23 protein-coding genes and 1 tRNA gene are annotated in these 18,389 nt (G+C 38.1%); 12 read left to right on the top strand and 12 right to left on the bottom strand.

Annotated features, from left to right (window positions below):
- Positions 1-350: 350 nt before the first annotated feature.
- The 4 genes from R2800_15605 (at position 351) to R2800_15620 (ending at position 3,294) form a co-directional block, all read left to right on the top strand.
- Positions 351-1,127, top strand: a complete 777-nt coding sequence (locus tag R2800_15605; protein ID MEZ5018486.1) for a hypothetical protein — start codon at positions 351-353, stop codon at positions 1,125-1,127.
- Between the two features lie 183 nt (positions 1,128-1,310).
- Entirely contained in the window at positions 1,311-1,850 is a 540-nt protein-coding gene (locus R2800_15610; protein ID MEZ5018487.1) for a hypothetical protein, read from the top strand.
- The gene (locus tag R2800_15615; GenBank protein MEZ5018488.1) at positions 1,840-2,610 is read left to right on the top strand and encodes an ATP-binding protein; all 771 of its coding nucleotides are present in this window, start codon (positions 1,840-1,842) and stop codon (positions 2,608-2,610) included. The genes R2800_15610 and R2800_15615 overlap by 11 nt, the downstream gene beginning before the upstream one ends.
- 21 nt (positions 2,611-2,631) lie before the next feature.
- Positions 2,632-3,294, top strand: coding sequence for a response regulator transcription factor (locus R2800_15620; protein ID MEZ5018489.1), 663 nt, complete (start codon positions 2,632-2,634; stop codon positions 3,292-3,294).
- A 68-nt stretch (positions 3,295-3,362) separates the two neighbouring features.
- Here R2800_15620 and trxA (R2800_15625) read toward each other — a convergent pair whose 3' ends face one another.
- From trxA (R2800_15625) to R2800_15660, 8 genes are all read right to left on the bottom strand, one after another.
- Positions 3,363-4,094: a thioredoxin gene (trxA, locus tag R2800_15625; GenBank protein ID MEZ5018490.1), complete on the bottom strand. Its 732-nt coding sequence runs from the start codon at positions 4,092-4,094 to the stop codon at positions 3,363-3,365.
- Positions 4,095-4,116: 22 nt separating this feature from the next.
- Positions 4,117-4,419, bottom strand: a complete 303-nt coding sequence (gene trxA / locus R2800_15630) for a thioredoxin (protein ID MEZ5018491.1) — start codon at positions 4,417-4,419, stop codon at positions 4,117-4,119.
- Complete coding sequence (locus R2800_15635; protein ID MEZ5018492.1) at positions 4,409-4,678, bottom strand: hypothetical protein; 270 nt, start codon at positions 4,676-4,678, stop codon at positions 4,409-4,411. The genes trxA (R2800_15630) and R2800_15635 overlap by 11 nt, the downstream gene beginning before the upstream one ends.
- Positions 4,678-4,980, bottom strand: coding sequence for a rhodanese-like domain-containing protein (locus R2800_15640; GenBank protein ID MEZ5018493.1), 303 nt, complete (start codon positions 4,978-4,980; stop codon positions 4,678-4,680). Before R2800_15640 ends, R2800_15635 begins: the two co-directional genes overlap by 1 nt.
- A 7-nt stretch (positions 4,981-4,987) precedes the next feature.
- Positions 4,988-5,269, bottom strand: a complete 282-nt coding sequence (locus tag R2800_15645) for a rhodanese-like domain-containing protein (protein MEZ5018494.1) — start codon at positions 5,267-5,269, stop codon at positions 4,988-4,990.
- Positions 5,256-5,474, bottom strand: a complete 219-nt coding sequence (locus R2800_15650; protein ID MEZ5018495.1) for a DUF6132 family protein — start codon at positions 5,472-5,474, stop codon at positions 5,256-5,258. Before R2800_15650 ends, R2800_15645 begins: the two co-directional genes overlap by 14 nt.
- The gene (locus tag R2800_15655) at positions 5,474-5,683 is read right to left on the bottom strand and encodes a DUF2892 domain-containing protein (protein MEZ5018496.1); all 210 of its coding nucleotides are present in this window, start codon (positions 5,681-5,683) and stop codon (positions 5,474-5,476) included. The genes R2800_15650 and R2800_15655 overlap by 1 nt, the downstream gene beginning before the upstream one ends.
- A 63-nt stretch (positions 5,684-5,746) precedes the next feature.
- Positions 5,747-6,370, bottom strand: a complete 624-nt coding sequence (locus R2800_15660; protein ID MEZ5018497.1) for a Crp/Fnr family transcriptional regulator — start codon at positions 6,368-6,370, stop codon at positions 5,747-5,749.
- 127 nt (positions 6,371-6,497) lie between these two features.
- Between R2800_15660 and R2800_15665 the strand changes: the two genes are divergently transcribed.
- The 7 genes from R2800_15665 (at position 6,498) to R2800_15695 (ending at position 13,678) form a co-directional block, all read left to right on the top strand.
- Positions 6,498-7,283, top strand: coding sequence for a sulfite exporter TauE/SafE family protein (locus tag R2800_15665; protein MEZ5018498.1), 786 nt, complete (start codon positions 6,498-6,500; stop codon positions 7,281-7,283).
- Between the two features lie 84 nt (positions 7,284-7,367).
- Positions 7,368-8,777 carry an MBL fold metallo-hydrolase gene (locus tag R2800_15670; GenBank protein ID MEZ5018499.1) on the top strand — a complete coding sequence of 470 codons (1,410 nt, stop codon included), beginning with the start codon at positions 7,368-7,370 and terminating at the stop codon, positions 8,775-8,777.
- A 134-nt stretch (positions 8,778-8,911) separates the two neighbouring features.
- Entirely contained in the window at positions 8,912-10,927 is a 2,016-nt protein-coding gene (locus R2800_15675; GenBank protein ID MEZ5018500.1) for a PAS domain S-box protein, read from the top strand.
- Positions 10,927-11,346, top strand: coding sequence for a response regulator (locus R2800_15680; protein MEZ5018501.1), 420 nt, complete (start codon positions 10,927-10,929; stop codon positions 11,344-11,346). The genes R2800_15675 and R2800_15680 overlap by 1 nt, the downstream gene beginning before the upstream one ends.
- A 111-nt stretch (positions 11,347-11,457) precedes the next feature.
- Positions 11,458-11,532: transfer RNA gene (locus R2800_15685), tRNA-Val, on the top strand.
- A gap of 177 nt (positions 11,533-11,709) precedes the next feature.
- Positions 11,710-12,087, top strand: coding sequence for a thioredoxin (gene trxA, locus R2800_15690; GenBank protein MEZ5018502.1), 378 nt, complete (start codon positions 11,710-11,712; stop codon positions 12,085-12,087).
- Positions 12,088-12,169: 82 nt separating this feature from the next.
- Positions 12,170-13,678 carry a hypothetical protein gene (locus R2800_15695; GenBank protein ID MEZ5018503.1) on the top strand — a complete coding sequence of 503 codons (1,509 nt, stop codon included), beginning with the start codon at positions 12,170-12,172 and terminating at the stop codon, positions 13,676-13,678.
- A gap of 1 nt (position 13,679) precedes the next feature.
- Here the strand turns inward: R2800_15695 and R2800_15700 are convergent, their stop codons facing one another.
- From R2800_15700 to R2800_15715, 4 genes are all read right to left on the bottom strand, one after another.
- Positions 13,680-13,937, bottom strand: coding sequence for an alpha-ketoglutarate-dependent dioxygenase AlkB (locus R2800_15700; protein MEZ5018504.1), 258 nt, complete (start codon positions 13,935-13,937; stop codon positions 13,680-13,682).
- 26 nt (positions 13,938-13,963) lie between these two features.
- Positions 13,964-14,287, bottom strand: a complete 324-nt coding sequence (locus R2800_15705; protein ID MEZ5018505.1) for a hypothetical protein — start codon at positions 14,285-14,287, stop codon at positions 13,964-13,966.
- Positions 14,284-15,117, bottom strand: coding sequence for a methylated-DNA--[protein]-cysteine S-methyltransferase (locus tag R2800_15710; GenBank protein MEZ5018506.1), 834 nt, complete (start codon positions 15,115-15,117; stop codon positions 14,284-14,286). The genes R2800_15705 and R2800_15710 overlap by 4 nt, the downstream gene beginning before the upstream one ends.
- A 133-nt stretch (positions 15,118-15,250) precedes the next feature.
- Positions 15,251-17,089, bottom strand: coding sequence for a T9SS type A sorting domain-containing protein (locus R2800_15715; protein ID MEZ5018507.1), 1,839 nt, complete (start codon positions 17,087-17,089; stop codon positions 15,251-15,253).
- Between the two features lie 203 nt (positions 17,090-17,292).
- Here R2800_15715 and R2800_15720 point away from each other — a divergent pair, with 203 nt between their 5' ends.
- Complete coding sequence (locus R2800_15720; protein ID MEZ5018508.1) at positions 17,293-18,099, top strand: 2,3,4,5-tetrahydropyridine-2,6-dicarboxylate N-succinyltransferase; 807 nt, start codon at positions 17,293-17,295, stop codon at positions 18,097-18,099.
- The last annotated feature ends 290 nt before the right edge of the window (positions 18,100-18,389 follow it).

The raw sequence follows: 18,389 nt of genomic DNA on the forward strand, positions 1-18,389 counted from the left end.
ATCTTTAAATCATAACAGCACATCAAGCCTTCTTCTACAAGCGCTCTTTGAGCTTGATAATCGCATTTCTTCTTAATGACGGGCATGTAACTCTTCTTTAGGGCATTGCAAATGAACAGATGCTGTATTTGCTTTTGAAATTGCTTTTCATTCATTAAGTCAATATAATTTAGGGCAATTGTATACATCTTAAATGTCTGTTGAATTGTTAGATATTATTGTAGAACAAGTTTAGCTCAAAAGCTGCCCAAAATACATGTGCATAAAAACAGTAATCGAGGGGGTATTTTTACCCCCATTCCTTTATATATTATTTTTGTTATTTATAAATTCGCGTAAAACATTCAAATATGCCTGTTAAAATCTCACCTATTACTGGAGGGAACTCCTCAGAGGTTATCACCTTAAACGAATATGAGCAAGGTCGTCTTCATTTCGACATGCACTATTTTAAATCAGCCGATGCGCTACCATTTGAAGGAAAGGACTTCAATGTGCTATGGGATGACCTTAGTAATGCCGTAAGCCAATTCACAACTATGTATGCTGTGCCTGCAAGTGATGTAGCCTTACGTTTTGTTCATTGCTTCGACATTGGAACCAACGAACTGTACTTGCGTTTGCAAATATGTACGATGGATCCTCCCATTATGAAACTAGATCATCAATTTTACCCGCTCAACACTACTAATGAAGCGTGGTATGAGATCAGACAAGGAGTATTTGCCCCTACTCCTGACAAAACACTATTGGGCACAGAGTATTTCGACAGATTCTACTACAAAGCTCCTAATAGTGAAGTATTGGAACGACTGGCAGATGGCGGCTTGGAAAAATATGTAAGAAACCTAGTGCTACCTTGGGAGATTGAAATAGAACGAATGTATTTAGACAACGGTAGCCCAGTAGGTGCTTTTATTAATTTTGGCGCTTGCTCTTACACAGAAGTAATACCTGGTACGGAAGCCGTTCTATGGCCACATGGTTTAGTTTTATACTTATCGGACTCTACGGGTGGTAAAATGCTTAATAATGAAGACTATATCTCTATTTTCCACTATAAGGGTGCAGACTTTGCAACTCAGTGTCCACCGATTTGCCATGGTTATTTAAAACCTTTAAGTTAATATCAAATACTTCTTTAAAGTTGCATATGCTTTTTCTAATTTCACAGCATTAGAGGGTATATGCAACTTTTCTTTTTCATTATTTTTTCAGCAAAAATTCTAGGGATAATCATAGGAGCTTATCATTTCAAGCACCTTTCTTCTCCTTATCGAGTCTTATACTTTCAAGTTTGGATTGCGCTCATGGCTGAAATTGCAGGAGCTTATATAGGACTTGTGTTAAGCCAACATAATATCTGGTTCTTTAACAGTTATCTACTAATAGAAATATGGCTTGTTTGCACACCAGCTCTGCTACTTTATACTAGCAAAAAACTCAAACTATTAGCACTCCTACTCCTGTCAAGTAGCGCCTTAGTTTGGTTGCTTAATGTTTATCAGAAAGGTATACATGTACCAGCCAATTTATATTTCTTATACTATTGTATAACGGTGCTTATCATCTACCTACTCCTACTGTTTAATAGCGGTATTTTCAATGGCAAAAAACTAGTGGCGCAACCTGTGTTCTGGATCGCCTTATCGGCACTTCTATATTTTGGATGCATGATACCCTACAAAGGTTTTGAGCTATACCTCTTTGCTAATGACATGGAACTAGCAAGAACACTCTTCAACATCAACATTGGGCTTGGTATGTTACGTTATCTATTTTTAGCGGTGAGTTTTTTCTTGTTGGGCAAGGGTGCTAAAAAGAATATCTTAGCCAAGCATGCAGACTAACGACATTGTACTTACCATAGTTGTTATCACATTTGTGATATTATTACTTATTGCAGGCGTTATCATTACTATGATAATAGCTAACAAAAAGCATGTGCAGCAAGAAGTAAAAATGACCCAAATGCAATTAGACTACGAAAAAGAGCTAAGGGTTGTAGAAAATGAGGTACAGGAAGAAACGCTCTCGAATGTAGCCAGAGAACTGCATGACAATATTGGCCAGCTGCTCACACTTATAAGGATACAGTTAGAGCAAGAATCTTTTGACGATCAGGAATTAGCTGACAAATTAGCCCCGGCAGATAGCACACTAAATGATACAATAGAACAAGTAAGACTGTTAAGCCATAGCCTAAATACCGACCATATAGCACAATCAGGTTTTATAGCACTAATAGATAAGGAAGTTAATCGCCTGAGTAGCTTAAAAAGACTAAGGTTTAACTGGGACAAGCCTAACACAGAACCCGATATTAATAAAGATAAACGCATTATGCTCTTCCGTATATTTCAGGAGATAGTGAATAATGCTATGAAACATGCAGGAGCAAAGAATATCACCATCATAATCCGATCAATCAATCCATTGGTCATTACAATAAAAGACGATGGTATAGGTTTTGATTTGGAAGAGATCAATAAGAAAGGAAGAGGTTCTGGGTTTACTAATATGAATAAGCGAGCAGAATTGGCAAACTTCAAGCTAGAAATTGAGAGCAATAAAGGCAAAGGCAGTATATTTACGTTATCCCAATTCTAAAAACAATAATAGTTAGCAATCATGTCTCAGCAACCAGCATCTATTATATTAGTAGACGACCACCCCGTAGTACGCAACGGTTTGAAAGTGCTGATAGAGCGCATGGGCAACTATGTGATAACTGGGGAGTACGATAACGGGCAAGAGCTATTAGATCATATTGATATCAAGCCTCATGTAGACTTGATCATCATGGACCTTACCATGCCTGTTATGGATGGCAGAGAGACCTTAATAGCGCTACAACAAAAAGGGATCACTTACCCTGTACTATTACTTACTCTGGAAACAAATGAAAAAGATATTATTGACCTTTTCAGAAAAGGGATAAAAGGCTACTTACCCAAAAGCAGCAAAGCCAATATTTTAAAGATAGCTATCGACGATATTATCAATACAGGATATTACCATAACGAGATGCTCACAAAAGCATTAACCTCTAATAGCACAGCAAAAACAGCCACAGAAAAAGTGTTGGAGCAAGTAACTGATAGGGAAAAGGAATTTTTACTACAGGTGTGTGCACCCGAAGAGCCTACCTACGAGCAAATAGCAGACAATATGGGTGTAAGTAGAAGAACTGTAGATGGTTATAGAGAATCTCTGTTCGACAAGTTTGACATCCGCTCAAAGACAGGCCTAGTGCTGTTTGCCTTAAAATATGGTATTTATACACTTAACTAAAAACAAAAAAGCCCTCACGTAAAAACGGAGGACTTTCCATAATAGGTAAACGATTCAACATTTCGAATCTATTTAAAATTACTAATTTTTTCTAACAATTGCTCCTTACCTATATATCCAACATTTCTCCATACCACTTTCCCATTCTTATATAGTAGCAAAGTAGGCAGAGCTGTCACTTCCAGCTGGGTTGACAATGCTTCATTATCATCGGCATTTACCTTTACCAGTTTTACCACTTTTTCCTGCTCTTTAGCTATATCCTTTAGGAACGGTGCCATTTTCTTACATGGTCCGCACCAAGGAGCATAAAAATCTACTAAGACCAATCTACTGTCATTTAGCTCACTTTTATATTGAGCCATACTCATGCTTGGTGCTTTAGCTTTAGTACTAGCATTGGCTACTGGCATATTAGATCTCTTCCAGTTCATCATACCTCCATTCAGATCATACACCTCTTTAAAACCCATACTTTTAAGTTTATTAGCTGCTGCACCACTACGACCTCCTGCCAGGCAATACACAAATACCGGTCTTGTTTTGTCTAGCTTTGCTGCTTGTTGCTCAAAATCATTACCATTCCAATTCACATTCTTAGCACCAGCAATAAAACCTTCAGCATACTCACCTGGTGTGCGTACATCAAGCAAGGTAGCATCTGTTTTCTTCTCCAGCTGTTGTAAAAATTCGGCAGGACTTAATACCGTCTTCCCGTTACCACTTTGAGATTGGCAGGCACTGGTAGATAGTAGAATAGCTAATAAGGGAATAAAAACTCTTGAGATATATTTAGTCATATATTGTTCTTTGTTGCTAAAATTAAGCATGTTGCTCTATAACTTCTTGTAATTTTTTTGCAGGTACAACACCACTCTGCCTCCATAATGTTTTCCCATTCTTGAAAAGCATTAATGTAGGTACACCTGAGATATTGTAAGCTTGGGCTGCGGCAGCATTTCTATCTACATCTATTTTTATGATAGTTGCCTTATCCCCTATCTTAGTTTTTAGTTCGCTTAGTATTGGTGGCATCATTTTACATGGACCACACCACTCAGCAAAAAAGTCAACTAGAACAGGCTTATCAGAATTGATCAACTCTGAAAATGATTTAGTTGCCATTATTTTCTGCTTTTATTTCTTCGAATTCTGTGTCTTCAATTTTGTTGCTATCCGACGGACGATTATAACTAGTAGCACAGCTACCTGCGCCACAACAGCCTGTATTTGTTATCCCTTGAAAAAGGAATAACGCAGCGGCAAAAGCCATAAAACCATCGTGATTATTAAACGCTGTTATACCAAAAGCTGCGCCTATTACAATACGTAATACGCGCATAAAGTGCCAATTGGTCAACAACATATTTCTTACATATGCCATTAAGTATATTTTGTTAGGTTCATCCAGCCACCGCCGTTATGTACTTCTGAAAATCCGTTTGCTTTAAGCATGCTTTTTGCAGAAGCGCTACGCATACCAGATGCACAACAAGTAATGATCGGTGTATCTTTTTTCAGATTACCCATTTTAGTTTTTAGCTGGTCTAAAGGAATATTCTTTGATCCCTTTATGTGTCCACCGTCATACTCTCTTGGCGAGCGCACGTCCAGTATCACAGCTCCGTCTTTTATTAATTGTCCTAAGTCTACTTTAGGTCCAAATAACCTACTTAATAATCCCATCTTTTAATTAATTCACTTTGTTTACTAATTGATACTGCACATCTGTCCACGATCCGCCGTTACTTACGTTATCAAACCCACTTTGTGCTAAAAATTGAGTTGCTTGCCCACTACGCATACCAGATGCGCAACATAATACGATAGGAGTTTTGATCTCCTTCAACTCACCCATTCTTTCAGGCAGTTCGTTCAATGGTATATTTACCGACCCTACCACGTGTCCTGATGCGTATTCCATCGGAGTTCGTACATCTACTACAGCTATTTGCTGTTCATTACTTTGACTCATTGTTTGTTATTTTCTTATTGTTATCAAATATGCTAAAAAATAATCCACCCATCATGGCTCCGTAGGCGGTACTGTTCAAAGGTTTTGAGGTTATGGCACAAGTACCACTTGCACACCCTACAAAGTAGTAGTACAAATAACCCCCAATAGCCCCCAACACTACGCCTATGAGCACTAGTTTGTTTTTTGATAAGAATGCCAACATTAACTTCCCTTCACTTTACATGTACTAATACCAAATATTCTGTATAGCGGACAAAAACCCATTAATGTGGTTAATGTAAATATTGCTGCTACTACTAGTAATACTATCCCCAAAGTACCCGTCACAGTACCAGTAAAATACAAGACTACGAATAGTGCGGCAATAAGCAATCTTATTATCCTGTCGGCAGAACCCATATTCAGTTTCATAACGTTTAGTTTTTTGGTTAGTGCAAATATGATATGATAACAATTTTTGTTTGGCTACTAATGTTACACAAGTACTATTTTATTTCTGCCCAAGGTTACTAAACCCTCATGCTCCATTTGCTTTAGCAACCTAGAAACCACTACACGTGCGGTTCCTAACTCATCTGCAAGCTCCTGATGGGTAATATGTATTTCCGAGCTATTTGATAATTTTTTCTTTTCCTTAAGGAAATCTAATATCCTATCATCTATCTTTTTGAAAGCTACGGCGTTAACTACAGATAGTAATTCTTCAAATCTTTTATGGTAAAGCTTAAATATATAATCCAGCCATTCTGTATGATCCTTTAATAGCTCTCGTGTTTTTTCTACTGAAATGAAAAGAATTTCAACTTCTTCTTCTGCAATAGCCTTTACCTTGCTCTTATCTTGATGTATCCCTCCTAAAAACGACATGATGCAACTCTCTCCGGGCTTTATATAATAAAGTAACAGCTCTCTACCATCTTCATCTGCTCTCATTACTCTAATACTACCTTGCAGCACTATAGGTATAGCATGTATATAGCTATCTTCGTTCATTATCATTTCACCTTCCTTATAAGTCTTTATTGTTCCATACTCATAAAGCTTCTCCTTCATTTGAGGAGAAAAGGTCAATCCATCATTTAACTCTGTTGGCATCATATTTCTTATATGTAACTATTGTTGCTTAATATCCTTTAAAATTGCTCTTTTTTTGCAAAATAGAAACTGACATTCATCATATTAAGATACTTACATTAAAAGTATTTTTACATTAATATATAGCAACTTGGAAATTATAGGTTATATAGCATCGGTATTCATAGGTTTATCACTAGGGTTAATTGGTGGCGGTGGCTCCATCCTCACAGTTCCCCTATTGGCCTATCTATTTGGTATTGAGCCAACTACAGCTACTTCTTACTCCCTATTTATTGTAGGTAGTGCAAGCCTCATAGGTGCGTGGAGAAATTATAATAAAGGTTATGTTGATATAAAGACATCTTTATTATTCGGGGTAACCTCTGTCACTACCGTTTTTCTTACTCGCAAATTCATTATACCTATTATACCTGAGCATATTGCCTCTATAGGTAGTTTTGACATCAATCGTTCCCTACTTACAATGGTACTATTTGCCATACTCATGCTTCTAGCCTCCATTAAAATGATAAAAGGAGGCAAAACAGTGGAACATTTTGATAATAAGACATCTATAGGAATGCTTGTGTTATATGGTATTGGCATAGGATTGGTTACTGGATTTCTAGGTGCTGGCGGAGGTTTTTTGATCATTCCTGCTCTTATATTCTTTGTAGGTCTTAATATGAAGACTGCCATTGGCACATCCTTATCAATCATTGCCTTGAATTCTTTGATAGGCTTTACAGGAGATATTGGGAACATTGCTATTGACTGGGTATTCCTACTCACCATAACGGCAATATCTATAATAGGTATATTTATAGGTATACAAATGGGCAAAAAGATAGAAGGTGCTAAACTGAAAAAGGGGTTTGGTTGGTTTGTCTTAATAATGGGCGTCTATATCATTATAAAGGAAATCATTATGTAGCATAGGAGTGTGATATAAGTTACAAACAGAACAACGAAACGATAAGATATTTGTAAAAATTAAAACGAATAAAACATATACAAGATGAAAATAGAACAGATCTATACAGGATGTTTAGCACAAGGAGCCTATTATATTGAAAGTAATGGGCAAGCAGCTATCATCGACCCATTGAGAGAAGTACAACCTTACCTTGACCGTGCTAAAAAAGATGGTGCGACAATAAAATATGTTTTCGAAACGCACTTCCATGCTGATTTCGTTTCAGGACATATAGACTTGGCAAAGAAGTCGGGCGGACAAATTGTATACGGCCCTACAGCACAACCCAACTTTGATGCATTGATCGCAACAGATGGTCAGGTATTCGAACTAGGTGCTATCAAGATCAAGGCATTGCATACTCCCGGGCATACTATGGAGAGCACATGCTACCTACTAAGTGATGAGCAAGGGAAAGATGTAGCTCTATTTAGTGGAGATACTTTATTCATAGGAGATGTTGGCCGTCCTGACTTAGCACAAAAAGCAGCACATATGACTCAAGAAGAGTTGGCTGGTACTTTATATGAATCATTACACAGCAAGATCATGCCTCTTGCTAACGATATTATCGTTTATCCTGCACATGGTGCCGGTAGTGCTTGTGGCAAGAATATGAGTAAAGAAACTACTGATACATTAGGACATCAGAAAGAAACCAACTATGCTCTGCAGGACATGCCTAAGGAAGAGTTTATCAAACAAGTAGTAACAGGCCTTATGCCTCCTCCCAAATACTTCCCACTCAATGTGATGATGAACAAGGAAGGTTATGATAGCATTGACACGGTCTTAGAACGTGGACTACAAGCAATGACACCGGACGCTTTTGAAGCTGCGGCAAATGAAACAGGTGCTATAGTATTAGACACGCGCGATCCTCAGGTATTTGCTCAAGGCTTTATCCCTAACGCTATCAATATTGGTATCAACGGAGGCTTTGCCCCTTGGGTAGGTGCACTGATACCAGATATTAAACAACAGCTACTTATTGTTGCAGAAGATGGAAAAGAAGAAGAAGTAGTAACGAGACTAGCTCGTGTAGGTTATGATAATGCTATTGGCTTCTTAAAAGGAGGATGTGAAGCATGGAAAGCAGCAGGTAAAGAATGCGACAGCATTAGATCGGTAACGGCTGATGACCTTGCTGTAGCAATTAGCAATGGAGCCAATGTACTTGATGTAAGAAAAGAAAGTGAGTTTTTTAGTGAGCATATAGTAGGTGTTGAGAATCTGCCTCTAGACTATATTAACGATCGTATGTCTGAAGTAGATAAAGACAAAACCTATTATGTACACTGTGCAGGAGGCTACCGTTCTATGATATTCACTTCTATATTGAGGGCTAGAGGTTATGAAAACCTTATAGATGTAAAAGGTGGATTCAAAGCTATAAAAGAGAGTGGCAAGTTTGACATTACAGATTATGTATGTCCAACAACAATGCTGTAGTATAGTATTATTGCAAAGCCAATAAAAGAGGGTGTTTTTACGCTCCCCCTCTTTTATTGGCTTTTGTGTTTTTTGTGTATCTTAAATCAGTTGTAATATATATGTGCACTACATATTACGTACAGTAACGTATAATGAATTTAGGAGTAAGAAAAATACATCTAATATCAAAGATTGCCGGATGGTTCGTTATACTCATCTGCGCTATAGTACTACTTGGGTGGCAGTTTAACATAGAGAGTTTTAAACGTGTCTTACCTGGTTTTCCTGTAATGACCCCTTTAACAGCTTGTATTTTACTATCGTTTGCACTTCCCCTTACTATTACCTGGTCCAAAAACATAAAGTATTCTATCCCTGTTAAAATTCTTGTCTATACACTGGCTTCACTGGGTTTAGCAATATCGTTATGGACGTCTACACAATATATCATCAACCTGCCTCCCAGCATAGAGTTGATCCTTTACAAAGAGCAGGTGCTATCGTTGGGTAATCTTTACCCCGGCAGACCATCACCCCACACTATTATAACAGGTATACTTATATACACATCGTTGGCTCTTTCGTTTTCCGAACAGAGGAAACATAATCGCCTATCTGCAGTTATTGCATCTATTGCGGCAATAGTACCATGGTTAGCCCTGTTTGGTTATACCAGTACAGTTATACCTTTTTTCGCTACCAGATCTGATTTTCAAACAGGCATTTCAATACTTACCTCTATCAGCTATTTAGTTTTGATCCTCGGTATCATGGCACGCAACCCCAATCATGGCATCTTCCATATTTGGTTTTCTTCCAACAGTGCAGGCAGGCTAGTAAGATCCTTAATACCCGCTATTATTATAGCACAATTAGCATTAGGGTGGGCAGTACTATACCAAGAACAATTAGGGCTATATACCACCAATGACAGTCATGGCATTCTGCTAGGTGTTACTAATATTGTCTATATCATTATCATTCTTTGGGCAAGTACATTACTCTATAAGCGTGAGCAGCTAAAAGAAAGAACAAACCAGCAACAAAAGTCTATGATCGCTCAACTAAGACGTTCGGAAGAGCGCTTTAGAAGCCTGACCAAATATGCCCCATATGGAATAATGATAGTAGACAATGATGGTAATATCCAATTTGTTAATCAACAAATAGAAAGATTGTTTGGATACAATGAAGCAGAAATAATAAACAACCCTATTGAGCTTTTGGTACCAGACAGATACCGAACTACGCACACCCAGCACAAAAAAGATTATCTACAAAAACCTTCAACTCGCCAAATGGGATCTAGCAATATGGACCTAATGGCTAAACGTAAAGATGGTAGTGAGTTTTTTGTAGACATAGCCTTGTCTGCTATTAATACAGAAACTGAAGGTGAGCGTTTTACATTGGCTATTGTTAGAGACATTACTGAGAAAAAACAAGTAGAACAAGAAAGAAGACGATACACTACTGAACTAGAACAAAAAAACAAAGAGCTGGAACAATTTGCTTACATCACCTCTCACGATCTTCAAGAACCTCTGCGCTCCATGTCAGGCTTTATAGACTTGCTGGAACAAGAATACCGTGACAAACTAGACGAGCAAGCTCATACTTATATAGACTTTATCTCTTCATCCTCTACACGACTGAGCACACTTATACACGATCTACTTTGCTATACCAAAATAGGTAGTAAAAGAGACAAAATACAAGTAAACTGTAACAAGTTAGTAGCCGAAGTTCTACAAGACTTAACAGCGAGCATTAACGAGACCAATGCTACTATAGAAGTTGCTTCGCTACCAACTATTACAGCTATTAATACCGACATCCGCTTACTTTTTCAAAACCTCATAAGTAATGCGCTGAAGTATCGAAAAAAAGATACGAACCCAATAGTAAAGATCAACTGTACACAAAGAGAACATGATTGGCTATTTAGTATAGAAGATAACGGCATCGGCATTGATGAAAAATACCAAGAGAAAGTCTTTATAATTTTCCAACGATTGCACTTACAATCAGAATATGCAGGAACGGGTATTGGTCTGTCACAATGCAAAAAAATAGTTGAACTGCACGAAGGAATTATTTATCTTGATTCTGTAATAGGTAAGGGCACTACATTCTTTTTTACTATTCCTAATAATTTAAGTAACTAATGGATAGCATATTAGGCTGTACTTTATTAATAGATGACGACCAGTCAACTAACTTTATCAACAAAATGCTCATAACAAGAGCAAATTGTAGTCATAAAATTGTTACTCAAAACACAGGGCTTCATGCCATAGAGTTCATAAAAAGTAACATAGAGGCAGATTGTGATAAACCCATACTCATCATGCTGGACCTAAACATGCCAATTATGAATGGGTGGGAATTTCTTGAAGAATACGAACAGCTTGGGCTGTTTCATCAAAAAGACATAAGGCTGATAGTGTTGACCACATCAATAAACCCAGACGATATTGAAAGAGCAAAAAACACTAATTTGGTGCATAGTTTTATCAACAAACCCCTGACAGCACAAAAACTCGATACTATTTTACACAATACTTTTCCTGAATATTATAGCTAAAACAACCCTTTAAGGGCAGCAACTAAACATTACAAATAAAAATCTCTAAAAAAGGATTTGGTGAAATAAAAAACGTAACTATCTTTGCAATCCCTTCGAGGGAAAAAGGATGGAGGCATAGCTCAGTTGGTTCAGAGCATCTGCCTTACAAGCAGAGGGTCCGCGGTTCGAATCCGTGTGCCTCCACAGAGAATCAAGGAGTTACGACAGAATATGTTGTAGCTCCTTTTTCATTTAGCAGAATATATGGCTGGTACACCCACACCTTTCATACCATTACCTGCCTTCCTTAATAGCCTTGTGTTACTTTCATTACACAATTGGCCTTTATATTATCCTACCTTTGCAGAAAATATATAAGAAATGGCTACAGTACAGCTTACAACAGCAGAATTTAAAGAGAAAGTATTTGACTACGAGAACAATAAAGAGTGGAAATATACAGGTGCATTACCCGCTATAATAGACTTTTATGCAGACTGGTGTGGCCCATGCAAAATGGTAGCCCCAATTCTAGAAGACCTTTCTAATGAATATGACGGCAAACTTATCATCTACAAGGTAGATACAGAGGTAGAGCAAGAGCTATCTGCAGTTTTCAGGATACAGAGCATACCTTCCATACTTTTCATTCCTACCGAAGGGCAACCTATGATGCAACCCGGAGCTTTGCCTAAACATGTATTAAAAGAGATCATAGAAGAGCACTTGGTAAAAGAGAATACAGCTAACGAAAGTTAGAATTTATCAAGGGCAGTGCTGCGTATTTGTAAATAAGAATGCATCTTTGCACCCGCTTAAGCATTTTCGCATAATGATGAACATGAAGAAAGGGCCTCTTACTACGCACCCCATAGCTGACAACTTTAAGGAATGGAGCACACATGTTAATGGCAAGCAGTTTCTTGACCAACTGGCACGCCATGCCTATAGAGTATGCCATTACGATGCTGTGGAAGATAACTATGACGAGTTTCATAAACATTTTGGGCAACATGGCACAATACACTTTGCTGTAAAGGCAAGTGCAGAACCCAGTGTTTTAAAAGTACTTATTGCCAAAGGTGCAGGCTTTGAAATTGCAACATATAGCGAATTAAGAATACTAATAGAATGTGGACTCCCTAAATCGGAGATCGGCAAAAGAGTAAACTTTGGACAAACGCAAAAGGAAAGAGCCGACATCAAAAAAGCATTGATAGATGGCATCAGGAGCTTCTCTACAGACAACATTCATGACATCAGAATACTGAACGAAGAGATAGAGAACCTAGATATTAGGAACGAAGAAGTACGTTTGTTATTAAGGCTCTTTAATGCCGAAGGCAGTAGCTCGGGCGATGGATTTTCGCAGTCGTTCAATAAAAGGTATGGTGTAGATAATGAGGAAGCGCTAGAGCTGGCACAAAACATTCTAGACTACGGTATGACCTTGGCCGGATTTACCTTTCATCCGGGAAGCGGCTCTAATACCCCTACCCTTTGGGATTATGGCATAACCAACGCAGCACTACTTACTAAGACCATAAAAGAAAAACATGGCATTGAGGTAGAAGAGCTTAACTTAAGTGGCGGCTACGATCCCGCTGTTGCCATAAGCACATATAGCGACCATATACTACCCAAAATAGAAGAGGTGTATAAAGCACAAGGGCTTTCATTACCTCAACGTATAGATACAGAACCGGGCAGGTGGCTGGTTGCCAATACAGAAGTATTGATAGGTAAGGTGTCTAACATCAAAATAAATAAAGACGGCACTAGAATAGTAACTCTAACAACCGGCGTTTCTGAAAATGGAACACTAACAGGACTCGGGTTAGCCTACGATTATTTCATACTCAAATATGGTAAAGCTCACAAGCTGGAAAAACGTGCCGAACTAAAAGGCAATATTCATGGCAGAGCATGTGCTGACTTTGATGTGTCAGAAGAAGACACGGCTATACCTGAAGAGCTGCACCCCGACAACCCGATCGCAGACAATGTCTTTGTGGTAATACATGGTGCTGGTGCTTACTCTCACTATATGGAACGTAACTTCTGGTGTGGTATCATTCCTCCTATGAAGATGAATTATGATGACTTCAAGAAATGTATCACAACAGAGGAGAATTATGAAATGGCTATCGTCAACTCATATGCAGAGCGTTCAGGACTACCATTAAAAAATGCAATGACCTATATTACTGATAGAACAAATGAAGCTTTAGGTCAAATAAAAGGTGCAGACATTGCTAATATTTTGGACAACCCACAACTGCTCAACAAACTAGGCATGCATATACTACATAGTGTTGCAGACTTCGTACACAAGCACAATAAGGAATAATTCATTTGTTATTCACCATTGTCCTAAAGGTGAGATTCACTCTCGGCGTGCTTACTTTTTTAGTAGTTGGCAACCTGTGGTGCCAATGATCTTGTGTGACACCCTTCATTGCGAGCAGACTACCTGCCTCCAATACCAATGGCACTTTATACTTAGTGGCTTTATGTTTGAAAAGGAATCGCCTTGTTGCACCAAAACTTAAGGATGCTATAGTACCTTTTTCTTCCAATGTTTTTTCATCATCACTATGCCAAGCCATACCTTCCTCTCCTGTATGGTAAAGGTTTAATAGACAGGAATTATAACTACCCCTGTTATTTCTTCAACTAGAGCCTTAAGTTCTAACAACTCTTTTGTCCACGCCAACGCTTGTTTAGTAACATTAGAGTAGGTGTAACCATAATCATCATCTCCATACCAAGCTACTTTTCGTTTGGTAATTATTCTTTTACCAAAAATTATTGCCTCATCATGTTGCCAAGCAATATTATTAAAGAGATACTTGAAATACATAGAGGACATATGCTCATCAAGTACCTTACCATAATAAGTTACCACACCATCATAGGGCAATATATTCTCTATCATATCATCATATAAAGTCATCACTCTTGCTCTTTATTTACTCTTGCAGCTTCCCAACCAATTATTGCCATTTTTCTGGTACTACCCCACATATAGTCGCCAATAACACCACTTGCCCTTATAACTCTATGGCAAGGGATAAGGAACCCTACAGGGTTGCTACCAATAGCCGTACCAACTGCTCTTGATGCTTTAGGAGACTGTATCCCCTCTGCTATACTACCATAAGTGGCCAGTTGTCCCATTGGTATCTTCAACAGTGTCTCCCAAACCTTTAGCTGGAAGCCGGTTCCCTTAAGATGTAGCTTCACACCTGTCCAGTTGTCATTGAATATCCCTGCAACACTCTTCGCAATATCCTTTTGTGCTACATACCTTGCATTGGGGAATCTTCTAGTTAAGTCTTCTGTGTTATCATCATCAGCAAACCCCATATAGCATATACCCTTTGAGGTACAAGCCACCAGCAATTTCCCAAATGGACTATCAACAAACTCATATTGTATCAATAGATCCTTCCCTCCATTTTTATATTCTCCTGGTGTCATCCCTTCTATGGTTACAAACAGATCGTGTAGTCGGCTAGTACTCGACAATCCAACTTCCGTGGCTACGTCGAACAAAGTAGGTTGTTGTGCAGACAAAGTTCTTTTTGCATGTTCAACAGATATATACTGAAGGAATTTTTTAGGACTTACACCCGCCCATTCTGTAAACATACGCTGCAAATGAAACGGACTCAAATGAACAGCATTAGCCACTTCATCTAAAGTGGGCTGCTCCTTAAAATGAGTTTTTATATAGTCTATCGCCTTAGCTATTCTATTATAATCTATTGAGGCCTGATCTTTCATTTGAATTAATATACTATAGCGAAACTACTTAGATAGTGCTGTATTAAAAACCCAAAACTTGCTAAATAAACAAAAGAGCTACACAAGTAATATGTAGCTCTAAGGATATTATTGCAGCCTAATTTTAATGCTATTATTTTATAATAAGCTTTTGTGAGCTACGCGCTCCTAATTCATTGCTAACTTCTAAAACATACGTACCACTAGCTATATCATTCAACTCCACTTGTTGTTTCGCTTTTGGATCAATGGATAGTGATCTAATAACCCTGCCATTAATATCGGTAACTGTTAAGCGATTAGCTTTTATATTATTTTCTATAGTGATTGTACCAGTAGCAGGATTGGGGTAAATATCAAAACGAGTATGCTCTTTATGAAGCACTGGTACATTTACCGACCATTCTGTTACCTTTCTAGCAATGCTATTAACAGGATGCAATGCAGAGTAGCCATACTTGAATACACCTCCTGCAATGACCGAACCTTTAAAGACCACCATGTCATTGATCGTACTATCTACTATAAATGAATAAGGCGCATTCATTGACGATTTTATGTAAGGAGTAAGGTCTATATTATTCTTTAAAAATGTACCTAAAAGCGGACTGAAACTAAAGTTTCCACTAGCCATAAATGTGTCCTTATCTATACACAGAGAATTGAAAGAGACAATAGGCTGTGTTGACATGCCCGGAAAAACAGCTTGCTTTTGCCAACTAGTACCTACCAACTTCTTCAGTAGATCAATATTAGCCGCCACCTTTTTGCAACCTGCGTATAATGTATCCCCATAGTCTTCAATATCCATTACTTCATGCTCAATTGCATTTCCATATACAGTAAATGTCCCTTTACCATCTGTTTTAGCAATGTTGCAGTCCTTTCCTGTAGAAGCATACTTAAATGCTCCTCCCAATACCAACTCATCTTTATATACATGCATGGTATTTATGACACCGCTTAAGCCTGGCATTGGTTGCCACATATTATATGTCGTATTCCATTTTGCTAAATTAATATCAGCCAATGCGGCACATACATCAAAACTGCCGCAAGCATATAACTCTCCTTTATACACTTTTAGGTCTTTCACTTCTCCCCATAAGCATCCTGCAGTATGCCAGATGCTACCGTCCCAATAAGCTATGTTAGTAACAACACTATCTCCTGCCTTTGTAAATGTTCCGCCTACAAATATCTTATTATCAAACTCTGCTATTGCTTCCACTTTACCGTTTATTCCTTTACCCATGCTATGCCATGTATACACACCACTAGCTTCCGTTACATAAGCAATATTATTAGCCTCAATACTACCATCCACATTTTTAAATGATCCGCCTACATACATTTTATCACCTGCACCATTCACAAATAGGTCTATAACCTCTCCATCTGTACCACCGCCCACTTGAGCTACATAACGTGCAGGGGGATATCCTGGTTGTATCCACGCCAACTCATCTTCTGTAAAACCATATTTATTAGCCCAACTATTTAGTTCAGGATAATCCATCTCTCTTACATAAGCATAGTTGGTCTTAGCAGCTACCATTCTGGAAACTTCTTCGTAGCCTGTAGCTTTTACCAAATACCCTACAGCACAAAAATTATCATGCTTATCTATAAAAATAGGCAGACGATAGGCGAAATCTTCATTTATAGGAAATGCACCTGATTTCCAATATGCATTCAAATGATTCAAGGCGTCTAACCTGTTCGCTTTTTGCTCTGCATTAAGATGTGCTGTACTTCTGGCTCGCAAAGTCTGCTCTACCAATTGTAAGTGTATTGCTATCCATTCCCTTTCTGTATAGTTAGTTTTCGTTGGATAGTTTAGCTTATTGATATCTTTTTGTTCCGTCCAGCATTTGTTCACATCACACAGCTTTTCATAGGCGGTGTTAATTGATTTTGCTTGACCATAAAAGACTACAAAGCTTAATAATAGTGTAAAGATTTTTTTCATAGTAGTCGTTTTTTTAGTGATTACAGTATCAAATTAAAGTATTACACATATACGCAATGTAATGAAAATGTCATTGCTACACCGCTTTGTCATATATGTAACCTAGGGTTAAAAACGAATTGAAAAATTAATCTCTTATTAATCGTATTAGCAATTGGTATTATACTCTAAGCTTTCTTATTTTCGCGCACAAATAGAATATTATGCAAGAAATGATAGAAGCGGCTTATCAAAACCGCGACCTGATGAAAGAGGAGCAATACAAAGATGCCGTACGTGCTGTAATGGAAGAAGTGGATAAAGGACGCCTACGTACTGCTGAACCAACAGAAAATGGCTGGCAGGTAAACGAGTGGGTAAAACAAGCTATACTATTATACTTTGGTGTGCAGCAAATGCAAACATGGAATGTGGAGCCTTTTGAGTTTCATGATAAGATGTTACTGAAAAAAGATTATGCTGGCCTTGGTGTACGCGCAGTACCGCATGCTGTAGCTCGTTACGGAGCTTATATAGCTAAAAACGTGGTACTGATGCCATCGTATGTAAACATTGGTGCTTATGTAGACGAAGGAACAATGGTAGACACATGGGCTACTGTTGGCTCATGCGCACAAATAGGTAAAAACGTTCACCTTAGCGGTGGTGTTGGTATTGGTGGTGTATTAGAACCTTTGCAAGCTAGCCCTGTTATCATTGAAGATGGTGCCTTTATCGGTTCTCGTTGCATTGTTGTAGAAGGAGTAAGAGTAGAGAAAGAAGCTGTACTTGGCGCTAATGTGGTATTGACACAAAGCACTAAAATAATTGATGTGAGTGGTAGCGAGCCTATAGAAACAAAAGGTGTAATACCCGCACGTAGTGTAGTTATACCTGGCAGTTATACAAAGAAGTTCCCTGCAGGTGACTATCAAGTAAGCTGTGCTTTAATTATAGGTAAACGTAAAGAGTCTACAGATAAGAAAACTAGTCTGAACGATGCACTAAGAGAGTTTAACGTATCAGTTTAGTATTGATTATCAACATAATATATTCCAAGCCCTGCTATTAGCAGGGCTTTTTGTTTGTTAATGGGTGGTTAACCAGTTCCTAACGATGGGTTAACAAGCTTGTTTTTTTTCCTCTATGCAGTTGCGCGTCGCATCTTTGTATTGTCAATAACGACAAAACATTTATTAAACAAACAAAAACAACAATTATGAAAAAGATCATCGCAATCGCAGCATTAGTTTCTCTAGGTTTCGCAGCTTCAGCTGACGAGGGTAACGCTAACTCTTCTGCTTCTCAAACTACTAAATTG

Origin of the sequence: Flavipsychrobacter sp., from assembly GCA_041392855.1 — a bacterium.
Classification (GTDB): Bacteria; Bacteroidota; Bacteroidia; order Chitinophagales; family Chitinophagaceae; genus UBA5543.